A 14,465-nucleotide genomic window follows, 5' to 3' on the forward strand; every position below is an offset into this window, starting at 1 on the left:
CTCCATTGCTGGCCGTTGCCGCCGTACGCGATCGGCTCAGCCCGCTGCCGGATATCGATTCGTCCACGCATGATCCTGCCGCATCTGCGCATCCGTCTTCAGAAAATACGCGTAGCTCGCTATACCGGGCCGGTCGGGCACGGGATCGTCCCAAGTCGCGTCCATATGGAGCCAGCGGCCGTCCACCCGCACGAGATTCCAGACATGGCTGCTCCCGCCCGCGCTGCCCTCCACGATCCGCGTCTCGAAGCCGGCGAGCTTCAGCATGCGGTACGCCAGAAGCGAATACCCTTGGCAGACCGAGCTGCCGGTCGTCAACGCGTCGTAGGCGGTGTAATGCTGCAGCGTCGTATCGTACGCGACGTGCGTGACGATCCAGTCGTGGATGGCCCGCGCCTGCTGCCGCTCGCCTACGGCGTCCTTCAGAATCGCCGGCAGCACTTGACTCAGCTTTGCGTCCACGAGCGCCGTCTCGTCCGCGGTTTCGCGGTAAGCGACCGTCAGTTTGATTTTGGCCGCCGCGCTCCACGTGCGAATCGTATAGAGATAGGAGTCCACGTTATACGCCACGTAATCGTCTCTGGCGAAGACTTGCTTGAGCAGCTCTCCGATATTCGCCGACAGTTCCTTGCGGTCCCCGACGTAATCGAAGCTGATCTCGGTCTTGCGCTGTTCCAACTGCGCGAATATCGATGCGCTCAACTGGTCGAGCGTTTGTTCGGAGGACGCCACGCTGATGTGATGATCCTCGGAACCCAGCCCGACGAAAATAACCGCCGCGATCAGCGCGACTCGAACGATCCACTTCATCATGCGCCCTCCTTTTCCCCAATGTCCGGTTTTCCCTCTATTATACCCAATATATGGCACAATTGAACATGCTATTCGACCCCTTCACCACCGAGCCGGTTCATCCTAGTCCAGGCTGCAGAACTGCCGGAGGCGATGCCTGTCGTCCGATTGCTGCGTCGGGAGGGACGCTTGTACGTTCGCTTCCAAGATTATTAACCTCCAGCCGCCGGTTGAAAATGCGCTAAACGGCAAAAAAGGATGCTTTCGGCGGCATCCTTCCGATCGTTATCGTTTTCGTTGCATCGCGTTACGTCTCGTTAAATCGCTTGGCTGCCTGGGCTGCCCGCGCGATTCGGCTCCCCCCAAACCTTGCTCGGGATCTCGCGGCGAAGGACCGGCGCCACATCCTCGGCGAACCGCTCCAGCTGCTCCTCCTGCTCGTCCTCGGTCAAGCCGTCCACGCTGATGCTGAGCACCTCGTGCCCGAACGCCTCGCGGTAGGCCAGGATCTTCTCGATGACGCCGTCGGCGCTGCCGATCAGCGCGGGACCGTTCGCCACGGCATCCTCCAGATCGACGAACGGCGACTGGTTATGCTGCGCCGCGGCGGTCGCCTGCATCGCTTCGTAATAAGGACGATAACGGCGCAGCGCCTCCTCGTGCGTACGTGCGATATACAGGCTGCCTGCTCCCGCGCCAACGACCGCATCCTTGGGATCCCTCCCGTAGAACGCCCAGCGCTCCCGGTAATGGTCGATCAGCGCTTTATACTTCGACATGTGATGAAACGCGTTCGACGAGAAAATCGGCTCGCCGAATTTAGCCGCGAGCTCGGTCGACCGCGTGCTCGACGCGCTGCCGTGCCAGACCGGGATCGGCTGCTGCAGCGGCCTCGGCTGCGTCGTGATCCGATCGAGCTTGGGCCGGTACCGCCCCTCCCAGCTCACCTCTTCCTCGCGCCATAGCCGGCGAAGCAGCTCGTAGCGCTCGGCCATGGAGTCCCACTGCTCTTCCTCGGCGATCCCGAAGAGCGGATAGTGGCGGGGATCGTTTCCTTTGCCGATGATGAGTTCGAGCCGGCCGCCGGACAAATGATCCAGCGTCGCGTAATCTTCCGCCACGCGAACGGGATCCAGCACGCTGATCACCGTGACGGTCGTGAGGAGCCGGATGCGGGAGGTGCGGGCGGCGATCGCGGCCAGCACGACCGGAGGCGACGACGACAGGAACGGCGAGCCGTGCCGTTCGCCGATGCCGTAGGCGTCGTACCCGAGCGACTCCGTCATGGCCGCCTGGCGAAGGACGCGCTCGAATTTCTCTTGCGGAGTCAGCGACTCGCCCGTGACGGCGTTGGGCAGGTTCATGATCAGGCTGAACACGGCGATTTTCAAATCGATCGCCTCCTTCCGTTCTTCATGGCTGTCGGGTTCTATCTGACCCTCTCATTCGGTTGGCCGTCTAACCGCCCGTTCGATTGCGGCTGGTTAGCGTCGGGAACGACCGTCTTGCGCAGCAGGTGCATCATTCCGTCTCCGTTCCCGGGATCGAAGGCGTGGAACCGCTCGTACCCTCTTCGCTCGTACATCGGCAGCAGCCACGGATGCTTCTCGGCCGTCGCGAGCGTCACGCCGGGCGCGCCCGTTTGCTCCGCGACCGTCCGCTCCACCCAGTCCAGCAGCTGCCCTCCGAGGCCCTGCCCTTGCGACGCCGGATCGACCGCAAACCACTTCAGGAACGGCAGATCGGTCAGGCCCTTTAATTCGTTTCCTTTGGAATGCGTCACGGTCGCTTTGATATCCCCGTCGACTTCAAGCACGTAGCAGTCGTTCTTGCGCACGTTGTCCTCGATCAACGCCAAATCCGCATTGGCCGCCGGCCAGTGCAGCTCCAGCTCGCGGATCGTCACGTACGCGTCGTACGTAATCGCAAGCAGCCGCTCCGCGTCCGCCTCCGTTGCCAATCTGAACCGTACATCCATCGTTTTCACCTCTTCGTCGTTGTCTTCAAGCTAGATTATACCGCTTCGAGGCTTCCAGCACGAACCGCACATGGAGCTTCGCTCCCTTCAGCAGCAGCCGCTCGTCGATATCGAACCTCGGGTGATGCAGGGGATGCCGATGCGAGTCCGTACCCGAGCCGAGGAACGCGAAGGCGCCGGGCACCTGCTTCAGATACAGCGCGAAATCTTCGCCGGCGAGGCTCGGCTGCTCCAGCGGCATGGCCCGTTCCGCGCCGAATACGGCGGCTCCCGCTGCAAGCGCCAGCTCCGCGGCCTTCCCGTCGTTCTTGAGCGCCGTGCCGAGCCGGAAGCGCGTCTCGCAGCCGCCCCCGAACGAAGCGGCGATCGCCGCCGCCCGGCGCTCGATGGCGTCCCGGACGCGGAGAACGGTCGCCTCCTCGAAAACCCTGTAGGAGCCGGTGATCTCGCTGCTCTCGGCGATGGCGTTCAGCGCGGTGCCCGCCCGAAGCGTGCCGAACGACAGCACGCCCGGCTCCAGCGGGTCGATCTCCGAAGCCATGGCGACCTTCGTCTCCGTCACGAACTGCGCCGCCATGAGCAGGGCGTCCACCGCCAGATGCGGCGTGCCGTGATGGCCCGACACGCCCTTGAACGCCACGCGAAAATGCGTGGACGCGGCCATCGCGTAAGCCCGGTGAACGCCGACGGTACCGAAGGGCAGCTCCGGCCACGCATGCAGCGCGAAGCACAGATCGACGCCGTCGAGCAGACCGGCCTCGATCATGTCCCGCCCGCCGCTGACCATGCTCCCGTCCTCGGCTTCGAGCGCGCCTTCCTCCGCCGGCTGGAACGCGAACTTGATCGTGCCCGCCAGCTCGCTTCGGCATTCGCTCAGCACGCGCGCCGCGCCGAGCAGCATGGCCATATGCGCGTCGTGTCCGCAGGCGTGCATGACGCCGTCCACTCCCGAACGGTACGGAACGTCGTTCTGTTCCCGGATCGGCAGCGCGTCCATGTCGGCGCGAAGCAGAATCGTCCGGCCCGGGCGGCCGCCGCGAAGCGTGCCGACGACGCCTTTGCCGAAATGCTTGCCGACGCCCTCCTCCACCTCCAGGCCGTACGCCCTCAGCTGCCCCGCGACCTTGGCCGCCGTCCGCTCCACGTCGAACATCGTCTCTGGATGCCGGTGAAAATCGCGCCGGAGCTGCGTCAGCCCGGTTTCCAGCTCCCGTTCCAAGCGTTCCAGCCGGGCCTGCAGCGCCCGGTCCTCGAACATGGCCGCGAATGCCTGCGCCATCCTGACCCCTCCTTTCTGCTCCGATCGGCGTTTGCTTATACGATGGCCATGCGGCTTGGGGAGCGTAAGCCCTTAAACCGCCTTCTCCGTCCGAGCAGCCAGCATGCCGCGGATATGCTCCAGTATCGCCCGCTTCTCCAGGCTCTGCACGGTCGACCGGCGCTTCTTCAGGTCCGCCAGAAGCAATCGGCGCACGTCCTCCGTCAATTCCCCGATCGGCTTGCCGCGGCCGCTCAGCTCCGCATGGGCCGCCCAGAACTGCTCCTGCCAGACCTTCAGCAGAACCGTGATGTCCTTCGGCCGCTCGATGAAATGGCCCAGCTCTTCTCCGGCTTGGCTGAAGAACACATAGGTCGGGATCCGGCTTTGCCCGTCCTTGGCCGGATACGACTCCGCGATGTCCCGGTTGCCGGGATCGCGGGGAATGACGCGCAGCTTGAGCTTGCCCGTATCCCGCTCGATGCGCGCGAACAGGGGCAGGTTGGCCGCCACGTCGCCGCACCAATCATGCGCCAGCGCCAGCACGTCGACCGGCTCCGGCAGCTCCGCGAAGAAAGCCAGTTCCTGCTCGCTCAGCTCATAGGCCTCGTAATTATCCTGCAGCGCGTCGCGGTTGACCTGCGCCTGCGCCAGGAAGGTCTCGAAGTCGACCGCTTCATGAAACGCCTGTTCCCTGCGCGCTTGGGAGATGCGGTTGTTCTTGAATTCCGCCATGTACCGTCACCCTCTCTTCGCTGAATCTCGACTGCCCGAGGCGTATGGCCTGCCACGCAAAATAGCCGGGTCCTCAAGCAAACGCGCTCGAGCGGTCCCGGCCTCCGGCAATCCAGTCGGCCCCGATAAAACCGATTAATCTCATTGGGTTTTACGGATATCGTATCCATTACGAACGCCGATGTCTAATCAGTATTTTCTATCGGTGCATCGAATCGTTCGATCAGGAGCCCCACTCCAGCACGACGCCCAAACATGGACTTCCCGGCGCGGCGATCAACTCCCACGCTTTGGCGGCATCGCGCGCCGCAAAGCGGTGGGTTATGAGCGGCTCCGTCCGCAGTCGGCCTGCGGCGATGCCGCCGATCGTCTCGTCCATGCGCGGCTTCGTCCAGCCGGAAGGCGCATGCAGCGTGATTTCCTGCTCGCGCAGCGTCTGGATATCGACGGCCCCGTGCTCGCCGAGGTAGCCCGCCGAGACCAGATGGCTGTCGCGTTTCATCAGCGGCTGGAGCGAGCGGAACGTCTCGAGGCTGCCGACCGTGTCGACGACGATGCTCGCGGCTGCGCCGGCTTCGCGCAGCGCGGCCGCCGGGTCGGAGAGGCGCCCGTTCAGCGGAATCGCATAACCGCCGGCTTCGGCGAGCCGCAGCCGCTCTTCCCGGCGACCCAACATGTACACGGACGCGCCGCGCGCCCGCAGCGTTTGCGCCGCCCAGTGTCCGACCAGCCCGTCGCCGACGACGAGGGCGATCTCGCCCGGCGCCACCGGCGGCCGAATGCCGCAGTTATAGCCGACCTGCGTCAGCACGGCACCCGAATAGGCGATGTCCGGCACGTCCGTCTCCGGCAACTTCCATACCTGGCTTCCGTCCGTGACGGCCGGATTGACGTGTCCCCCGAAATCGAAGAACATCCCTTCGATCCGGCTCACCGTCGCGAATACCCGATCTCCCGGCTTGACATGCGCGACTGCGCCGCCGACCTTCACCGCTCGGCCGACCTTCTGATAGCCCGCTACCTGCGGGAAAGGCCACGGATCGCCGGGCCGGCAAGGCACCTCGCCCGAGATGCGCTCGCCGCGGAAGAAGGACGATTCCGTGCCGATGCTGATCCACGAATAGTCCACCTCGATCACTACGTCCTGCTCGCGGGGTTCGGGCACCTCTACCTGCCTGAAGGCTGCCTGCAACCGATTTTCAAATACGACCGCTTCCGCTTTCATCGCTGCTCTCCTCCTCTTCATGCGATCGTCATTCGAACGCTTCCCGCGGATCGAAGCAAATTTTCACCGCCTGCTGCGCTTTGAGCAGCGCGACCGCCGCCGCGTAATCCTTGAACGACATCTGCCGCGTCTGCAGGATCTCCGTGTTGAACGAAGGCCGGCTCAGCGCATCCAGCAGCAGGCGGCGAGTGCGCTCGTCGACCTGGCGGTATTTGTACGATTCCAGGGTGACGCCCTTGAACCACAGCCGGTCCTTGTACGTCAAGCTGCCGCGAAGCACGCCGAAGACGACGACATGCTCGTTCGTCCGATCGAGCACGTTCTGCGCGGATGCCGCCGCGCCGACGCAGTCGTACCCGAGATCGAACGTCCGCTCCCCGAGCGTCTCCGCGAGCACGGCTTCGCCGATGCCAAGCGACCGGACCGCTTGCACCCGTTCGGCATTGACGTCGATGGCCGTCACCTTCGCGCCCCAGAGCGACGCCAGCTGCATCGCCAGGATTCCGGCGGGGCCGAGGCCGGCGACCAGCATCGTTTTCCCCTGCAGCTCCTTGAACTGGTCCAGGCCGTAGAGGACGCATTTCAGCAGCTCGGACGAGACGGCCTTCTTGTCGGAAATGGAGTCCGGCAGCTTAAGCAGGTCCCGCTCCCGATAGGCCATGTACTGCGCGTAAGCGCCTTGGCCCGGGGACAGATGCTCCAGCGCCGCGACGCGGTCTCCCGGCGCGAAGCCCGTCACGCTCGAGCCGACCGCCTCGACAACGCCGACCGCCTCGTGTCCGGGAAAGCCCGGCGGCAGCGGATATTCCGGCGGCCGGGCCGCATCGAACATATCGTAGCCGCCGAGCATGCTGAGGTCCCAGCGGGGACAGGTCGATACGAGCGTAATCCGGACCAGGATCTGGTCGTCTCTGAGCTCCGGCACGGGAATATCGACGATCTCGTACGCGCCCGCGCCATGAATTTGCAAGGCTTTCATGTTCCGTTCATCTCCTCGGCTTCCGCCATTCGCTTGCCGGCGGCTTTAGGCTAAGGATAAGCGTTTTCACGTGCATTCGTCTTTGCACTTGATTGCCATGATCTCCGCGGGGTCAATGATTTCGCTCTATACGCAGCCTAGTCGCCGTAGTATCATTTGCACAGGATTGACATTGTGCGGGAGCGTGAAGAACATGCTGCTCAGAAAACACGGTTTTGCCGAGAACGCGGGAGGCGCCGGCGGGCGCGCGGGGGGCGTGCATCCCTACTGCGAGCTGCTGTGCGTGCTGGAAGGCGAAGCGGATCTGGAATGGTCCGGCGTGACCTACCGGGCCAACGGCACGGCCTTGTTCGTCCTGCTGCCGAATACGCCGCACGCGCTCGTTCAGCGCTCGCCTGCGCTCCGCTATTGGTTCGCGGAATTCCACGCCGGCGACGGCGACCCGCTTCCGGGCGTGGACGTCATCTACGCATGGAACGGTCTTCAAGGCGGCATCGACTGGACGTCCGGCCCGTACCCCGCGCTGCGGGCGGCGCTCGAAGCGGCCGACGCGCTGATACGGGCGGAGGGCGCGCTGCCCTGGGACAATTTCCTCGAGGCACTGCTCTCGGACCTGCGCAAGCTGCTCTTCCTGATCGACGGCATCGCCGCAGCCGCGCGGCCCGCTCCTTCGCGCTCCTCGAGCGAGGCGCTCGTGACGGAGGCGCTGCGGTTCCTGGAATCCGTCTTCCCCCAGCCGATCACGCTGCAAACCATCGCCGATTATACCCACTACAATCCTTCCTACCTCGTAAGGCTGTTCCGGCAGCAGACCGGCAAGACGCCGTTCGGCTATCTGAACGAGCTGCGGTTGAATGCCGCCTCGGAGTACCTGCTGCGCTCGGAGATGACCGTCCAGGAGGTCTCGCAGGCGTGCGGCTTTCAGAGCATCCATTATTTCAGCCGTTCGTTCAAACGGCGGTTCGGCTTGGCGCCGGGCGAGTGGCGGCGGAGCAAACGGCTTTGATCTCCGTTCGGCAGCTGCGGCCGGCAACTTCACCGGCGTGCGTCATGGCCCGGCATCCGTACCGGAAGGCCATTGTCCTTCCATGGCATCCATACAGACAACTCCAATTCTCTCGACATACAATGTATGGAATCGAGCGAAAGAGAGGAGATGAACAAGATGAGTTATATGAATCCTTATAACCCAACTAACGTCATGGGGGCGGCAGACGCCAATTTCTGCCCGGACTGCCCTACGCAAACCGTATACGATCCTCCGGTCACATTATATGAAAACTACTACCATCCTCAATTGGTCAACGTCATTCAGCCGATAGAGGTCGTCAAACAACATCACTGCTGCCCGGTCTATCACAAATCCTGCGTATACTCCGAAAAAGACGTCATGGTCCGCGTTTCCAGCAAACGCGCCAAAACGTCTTCCAAAACCTCCTCCAAAAAACGGTCCAAAAAACGCTGATCATCCGCGCTCCCGCATGCAGCCGGCAGGATACGAGGCAGCGATTCTAATTTAGACGCAGCATCAACTACCAGGCGAAAAGCCCGGCACCGACGGTGCCGGGCTTTTCGTTTGAGCGGAAAGCGAGCCGCGCGCCCGAGGCGCTCGCCCGGGAAGCCGCGCAGGCGCAGGCGGAAACCCCTCCGCGATGACGGGCCGCTTGCCCGCGGAAACCGCGCAGCCGTACAAGCCCTTGTTCCGCTTCGCCCGCTCCGCGCGATTTGCAATTGTTTCCTTGCTGATCTACAATCTTGGCACCGGCACCTGCCGGACAGTCCAGCGCCTTGCAATATCATCAATACATAATCGTATCGGAGGTATTCACGATGACAACCCCGCAACAAACCGCAGCCGCTTCGGGCACCTACGCGATCGGCGCCGATCTGCAAGTCAATCGGCTTGGCTACGGCACCATGCAGCTGACCGGCCCCGGCGTTTGGGGCGATCCGAAAGATCCCGAGGAAGCCGTTCGCGTGCTGCGGCGGGCCGCCGAGCTCGGCGTCAATTTCATCGATACGGCCGATGCCTACGGCCCGTTTACCGCGGACCTGCTGCTGCGCAAAGCGCTCCATCCCTATAAGAACGACCTTGTCATCGCGACGAAGGCCGGATTTACCCGCTCCGGCCCGGGGGACTGGCGGGCCGTCGGCCGTCCGGAATATTTGCGCCAGCAGACGGAGCTGAGCCTGCGCCATCTGGGCTTGGAGCGCATCGATCTTATGCAGCTGCACCGCATCGATCCGAAGGTGCCGCTCGAAGAACAGATCGGCGAGCTTGCCCTGCTGCAGCAGGAAGGCAAGATCCGCCATATCGGGTTGAGCCAGGTCAGCGTCGAGGAGCTGAAGGCCGCCGGCGCCATCGCGAAGATCGCGTCCGTGCAAAATTTGTACAACCTGTCGAAGCGCGATTCCGAAGACGTCCTGAACTACGCGGAAGCGAACGATATCGCGTTCATTCCCTGGTTCCCGCTGGCGACGGGCGCGCTTGCCAAAGAAGGCGGTCCGCTTGACGCCATCGCGAAGAAGAACAACGCCCAGCCGTCGCAGATCGCGCTGGCTTGGCTGCTGCAGCGCTCTCCCGTCATGCTGCCGATTCCGGGCACTTCGAGCGTGGCGCACGTCGAGGAGAACATCGCCGCGGCCGGCATCACGCTCAGCGGCGAAGACTTCGCCGCGCTGTCCGCCTTGGCGGGTTAGGCGCAAGCCCGCATTGCCGAAAGGCCATTCAGGTCGAGACCTGGATGGCCTTTTTGGTGTGCGCGGCTCGCCGCGCGCGTTATCGGCGCCGAAGGCGCAGCCGACAAGCTGGCTATTCGCCTTCCTCCAAGGCCTGCCAGCCCAGTTCCCACACCGGCGAATCCGGGCGGAACCGGAATTGCCCCGGCGCGATCTCGTCCAGCAGCGGCTGCGCCGCGACGACGGTGCGGGCATCGAACCGTCCGCCGAGGAACGCCCGCCACTCCGCCCATGGAAGCGGATGCTTCCCGTACGTGTCCCCGCCGCGGAAGCCGGTGACCGTCGGCGCCGCGCCGTCCGAGCGGAAGAACAGGTTGCCGTCCGCTTCCTTCAACCGCGCATCGTCCCAATTGATGAAATGGTACAGCTGCTCGCCGGAGTCGATGACCGCGTTGCGAAGCACCGTCATGTCGCGATTGGGTTCGCCGGCCATCTCCTGCGTGCCGATCGCCGCCTTGGCCCCGTTCCGGAAGAGCAGGTTGTTCTCGACGACGTTGCCGACCCCTTTGGCGAAGATCACGAACCACAGCGAGCCTTTGCCGGCGCCGAACAAATCGTGCACCACGTTGCGGGACACCAGAAATCCGTCCGCGGCATCGTCCAGATAAATGCCGTAGCCGACGGAGAAGTAGATGCCGCTGTCATGGAACCGGTTCCCGACGATCCGGTTGCCGAGGCCGGCGCCCCAAGCCTCGAACATGCCGCCGTCCTGGCTGTCCTTCATCACGTCCGATATATCGTTGCGACGAATCCGATTGTTCCGCGCATGCAGGAAATCCCAGTGGTTCTCCCACGTGACCTCCGTGCCGTAATACGACGGTTCCATCGCTTGGAAACGCTGTCCCTTCAGCGATATGCCGTACCGCGGCATGCCGCTGATCACGTTGTCCGCGATGACGCAGCCGCCGCTCTGATACAGCTGCATGCCGGATCCGTGCCCGATCAGCTCGCCCCCGTTCCGTACCGTATTGCCGATGATCCGGTGGCCGTTGTTGACGTCCGACTCCGCCGCGCTCCCGAAGTCGCCCTCGCCCGGAGCGAGACCGATCGCGTAGATCCCGTTATAGCCGAGATGCTCGATCACGTTGTTCCGCAGCTCTATTTCCCGGCAGCGTCCGTTCAGGACGACGCCGCTCATCCCCGCATGACGCAGCACGCAGTCCGCGATCGCGATGCGCTCGGCGTTCTCGATTCGGATCAAGCCTTCGCGCGCCTCCTCGCGTTCGCGGTTGGCGACCGGCATCCGGTAATCCGGCACGGTATCCGACATCTCGACCGTCAAGCCGCGCAGCTCGAGATGGCGCACGGGACCGTTGCCCGCGATATCGATGACGCGCTTCATCATCGGCAGCACGATCTCCTGCCCTTCGATCGGCAGCGACCGCGGCATGTAGTACAGGTACCCCTCCCGCTCGTCCCGGCAGAACTCCCCCGGCTCCGTCAGCAGCTCGCGCGCGCCTTGCAGCCTATATCGCGAGCCCTTGTCGATGCCCCACGGCGCGGCATCCCGGAAGGCGATCGTCCCCGCCTCCCAATCGATCTCCTCCACGGGCTTCGTCTCCGAGAACCAGTTCCATTCGCCTTCCCCCGGCCAAATGAATACCTTTAATCCGCCCGCCGCGGCATCCGCGATCGGCGGCACGTCGCCGCGGCCGAACCGGAAGCCGCGTCCGCCGTCTCCATCCCGTTTGCCCGCCACGATATGGTAGCCCTGCTTCGGGCTCCTCGCCTCGAACGCGCGCTCCCCGTTCTCGAACAAGGTATGTCCGCCATCCCGCAGCGCATCCCAGCCGACGAAGCAGCGGTAGACGCCGTCGCCCGCGGGCTCCCAATTCGCGAGCAGGCATCCCCCCGTAAGAACGGGCTCGGTTCCGGGCAACGCGCGGTAAACCGTCCTGCCTTCCTCCCCGCACCCCGAATCCCGGGCATCGAATACGAGCGGCTCGTCCAGCATGTGACGGCCTTCCCCGATCCATACCGTTATCGTGCCCGCGGCTCCCGACGCCCTTGCCTGGCGAACCGCTTCTTGCGCCCGCGCGATGCCGCGCCAAGGCCGTTGTCTCGAACCGTCCCCTTCCGCATTCCCATGCGTACTACTTACATAATATTCCATGTCCGTGTTGGCTTCAGCCACGCCATTCAGCTCCCTTCCCTCTACCACGAGCATGCCAAACCGCCGCGCCCCCCGCCTACTGCGCGGTTTGGTCATGACTGCGAAGGCGGCTGTTATATTCATCAATCGCCGCGCGCAGGGATTCGCAAATTTCATAGTGGCAATAGGCGCGCGCATGTGCAATGCTGGAAACAAACGAAGGTCGCACTTCAAGGGGGACCATAGACGGATGAGAATGCTTCATTTCTACAAATCCAAACGTTACCTGCTTCGCATGCTTCTCTCCATCACGATCCTGCTCGTCATTCTCTTGTCGCTTTCATCGGCGGTCCTCCATTACAGCGCGGAGCACCGGGTGCTGCAAATGCAGCAGGACGCCAACCGCAAGGTCATGAGCCAGATCAACCACAACCTGACCTTCATGCAGGAGATCGTCAACAACATCGCCCTGTCGCTCTACAACGACGAGCGGTTTTATTTTCCGTTGATGTCCACCTCCGAGCAGGAAGACATCGATATCATCTATTCGATCAATCAGCTGAACAAAGCGATGGATTCGCAGTCCTTCCTGCATTCGATTCTGGTCTACAACGGCCATAGCGACAAAAGCTACGCGCTCGGACCGCTCGCGGACCGGATGGAAGAGAGCTACATGACCGGCCGGCTGGTCGACATGATCAAGAAACCGGAGAAGCTGCCGCAGCTGCAGCTCATCCCGATGAATTTCAGCGGCCGTCCGAACGCCGTCGACTTCTTCTCCATCGTCATCTACGAATCGTTCACGAGCATGAACGACCGCGAGAGCGCGCTCGTCCTGAACGTCAAGCCGGAGTGGGTGTTCGACAACCTCCAGGTCGTGAACGGCTTCTCCGCCCCCGACGAGTCCAGCATCTTCCTGATGGATAAGGACGGCGGCTTCATTCTCTCCGGCGCGGAAAAGAACCTGCCGGAGCTGAACGATCTCAGTTACGCGCTTGACGGCGATCAAGCCACCCATGACGAAAGCTTCGGCTTCTTTTCGCACAAGTTCCATGGCAAAGGCGAGTCGATCGTCAGTTATTTGCAAATGGGCGTCGCCGGCTGGAAGGTCATCAGCGTGCAGCCGTACGATGCGGTGCTGGGCAGCATCTCGCAGATGCGGGAGACGTTCGCGATCGTCATCGCCAGTTTCCTGTTGTTCGGCATCCTCGTGTCCTTCGCGCTGGCTCACAAGCTGTATCGGCCGATCGAGGCGCTGCTTTCCCGCGTCACCCGGCATGGCGGCGTGATCGAAGAGACGCGGGAACCGATCCGCGACGAATTGGCGTATGTCGGCAGCGTTTACGGACAGATGGCGGAGAAGCTGAGCTTCGTCACCGACGAGAAGGATAAACAAAAGGAGATCGTCCGTCACTCCTATTTGCGCAGCATTCTGACCGGGAGCTCGTCATTCAGCCGGCATCAGCTGGAAGCCTGCATCGACAAATACGGCCTCGGTCTTGATCCGGCCGGCCCTTATCTCGTCATCGTCGGCAAGATCGACGATTATGCCGCGGTACTCTCCCGCACGAGCGAATCAGAGCGGCAGCTGTTCGCCTTCGCCACCGCGAATATTGCCGGGGAAATACTATCGCCGCTGCGAATCTCCTGCGAGATGGTCGACGCGCGCAGCGATCACCTGGTTCTTCTGCTCAGCGGCGGGGCGCTCGGTTCCGAGCTGCCTGTGCTGCCGGATCTGCTGCATAGATTGCAGGACATCATGATGGACTATTACAAGCTATCCCTCTCGCTCTCGTTCAGCGAGATTTCCCGCTCCCACGAGACGATCACCGATCAATACGCGGATGCGCTGCATTACTCCATGTACAAGATTTTATTCGGCAGGCGTTCGCTCATTACGCCCGATCTCGTGGGGCCGAATGTCGCGCACACGGAATACGCCGTCTCGACCGAGATGGAGAAGAAGCTCGCCGAAGCCATCAAGACCAACGACCTGAACGCCATGGAAACGGCCGCGATGCAGCTGCTGGCGCCGCTCCATGCCTGCCATTACGACCATATCATTCATGGCGTGCTTCATCTGGTCGACGTCATCAAGACGACGATCCGCGAGATCAACCAGAACCGGATCACGTCGCTGCCGATCGATCTCGGCACGCTGAGCAGGCAGGTGCTGGACAAAGAGACCTTGTCCGACATCCGCGAGCTGCTGGGCGCGACGCTGCGCGACATACACGAGAAGCGCCGCGGGGCGGAACAGGACACGAACGTCGCGCTCATCGAAGCGATCAAGGATATCATCGAGAATCAATACGCCGACATGAATTTGAGCCTGCAGGGCATATCCGCGACGCTCAAGATGACCTCCGCTTACGTCGGCCGCATCTTCAAGCAAAGCGAGCTCGTCTCCGTCGGCGAATACTTGAACGAGGTCCGGCTGACCCGCGCCCGCGAATACCTGGAGACGAAGAGCTTCAGCATCAAGGAGATCATGGAACTGGTCGGCTACGTGAACGAGAGCACCTTCTTCAAGCTGTTCAAGAAGAAATACGGCGTCACGCCGAAGGAATACCGGCTGAAGAGCAATATCGGGTAATGAGGCGATCGAGGCGATTGAGGCGATTGGGGCGATTGAGGCCATTGAGGCGATTGGGTTGCGTTCAGGTC

At 62.7% G+C, this 14,465-nt stretch carries 12 protein-coding genes; 4 read left to right on the forward strand and 8 right to left on the reverse strand.

From position 1 onward, the window contains the following. Positions 1-36: 36 nt before the first annotated feature. From GT019_RS07105 to GT019_RS07135, 7 genes are all read right to left on the reverse strand, one after another. Positions 37-810, reverse strand: a complete 774-nt coding sequence (locus GT019_RS07105; RefSeq protein WP_161742320.1) for a transglutaminase domain-containing protein — start codon at positions 808-810, stop codon at positions 37-39. Between the two features lie 299 nt (positions 811-1,109). Beyond that, positions 1,110-2,183, reverse strand: coding sequence for an LLM class flavin-dependent oxidoreductase (locus tag GT019_RS07110; RefSeq protein WP_161742322.1), 1,074 nt, complete (start codon positions 2,181-2,183; stop codon positions 1,110-1,112). A gap of 38 nt (positions 2,184-2,221) precedes the next feature. Next, a complete protein-coding gene (locus tag GT019_RS07115; RefSeq protein ID WP_161742324.1) occupies positions 2,222-2,770 on the reverse strand; it encodes a GNAT family N-acetyltransferase in 549 nt (182 codons plus the stop codon). A gap of 25 nt (positions 2,771-2,795) precedes the next feature. Next, positions 2,796-4,049, reverse strand: a complete 1,254-nt coding sequence (locus tag GT019_RS07120; RefSeq protein ID WP_235947129.1) for a M20 metallopeptidase family protein — start codon at positions 4,047-4,049, stop codon at positions 2,796-2,798. 72 nt (positions 4,050-4,121) lie between these two features. Next, a complete protein-coding gene (locus GT019_RS07125) occupies positions 4,122-4,763 on the reverse strand; it encodes a thioredoxin family protein (RefSeq protein WP_161742326.1) in 642 nt (213 codons plus the stop codon). 223 nt (positions 4,764-4,986) lie between these two features. Further along, entirely contained in the window at positions 4,987-5,988 is a 1,002-nt protein-coding gene (locus GT019_RS07130) for a zinc-binding dehydrogenase (protein WP_161742328.1), read from the reverse strand. A 28-nt stretch (positions 5,989-6,016) separates the two neighbouring features. Continuing rightward, on the reverse strand, positions 6,017-6,967 hold the full coding sequence (locus tag GT019_RS07135) for a zinc-dependent alcohol dehydrogenase (protein ID WP_161742330.1): 951 nt from the start codon (positions 6,965-6,967) through the stop codon (positions 6,017-6,019). A gap of 193 nt (positions 6,968-7,160) precedes the next feature. On the opposite strand from GT019_RS07135, the gene GT019_RS07140 reads away from it, so the two are divergent. The 3 genes from GT019_RS07140 to GT019_RS07150 all read left to right on the forward strand — a co-directional run bounded on the left by GT019_RS07140 (position 7,161) and on the right by GT019_RS07150 (position 9,667). Continuing rightward, positions 7,161-7,973: an AraC family transcriptional regulator gene (locus tag GT019_RS07140; protein ID WP_161742332.1), complete on the forward strand. Its 813-nt coding sequence runs from the start codon at positions 7,161-7,163 to the stop codon at positions 7,971-7,973. A 159-nt stretch (positions 7,974-8,132) separates the two neighbouring features. Then, on the forward strand, positions 8,133-8,432 hold the full coding sequence (locus tag GT019_RS31550; RefSeq protein WP_201755273.1) for a hypothetical protein: 300 nt from the start codon (positions 8,133-8,135) through the stop codon (positions 8,430-8,432). A 365-nt stretch (positions 8,433-8,797) separates the two neighbouring features. Then, entirely contained in the window at positions 8,798-9,667 is an 870-nt protein-coding gene (locus GT019_RS07150) for an aldo/keto reductase (RefSeq protein ID WP_161742334.1), read from the forward strand. 112 nt (positions 9,668-9,779) lie between these two features. Here GT019_RS07150 and GT019_RS32445 read toward each other — a convergent pair whose 3' ends face one another. Then, positions 9,780-11,840, reverse strand: coding sequence for a right-handed parallel beta-helix repeat-containing protein (locus GT019_RS32445; protein ID WP_161742336.1), 2,061 nt, complete (start codon positions 11,838-11,840; stop codon positions 9,780-9,782). Positions 11,841-12,048: 208 nt separating this feature from the next. Between GT019_RS32445 and GT019_RS07160 the strand changes: the two genes are divergently transcribed. After that, positions 12,049-14,394 (forward strand): helix-turn-helix domain-containing protein, encoded by a 2,346-nt coding sequence (locus GT019_RS07160; protein ID WP_161742338.1) that lies wholly within the window; start codon positions 12,049-12,051, stop codon positions 14,392-14,394. Positions 14,395-14,465 lie beyond the last annotated feature (71 nt).

Source organism: Paenibacillus glycinis, from assembly GCF_009909185.1.
Classification (GTDB): domain Bacteria; phylum Bacillota; class Bacilli; order Paenibacillales; family Paenibacillaceae; genus Paenibacillus_Z; species Paenibacillus_Z glycinis.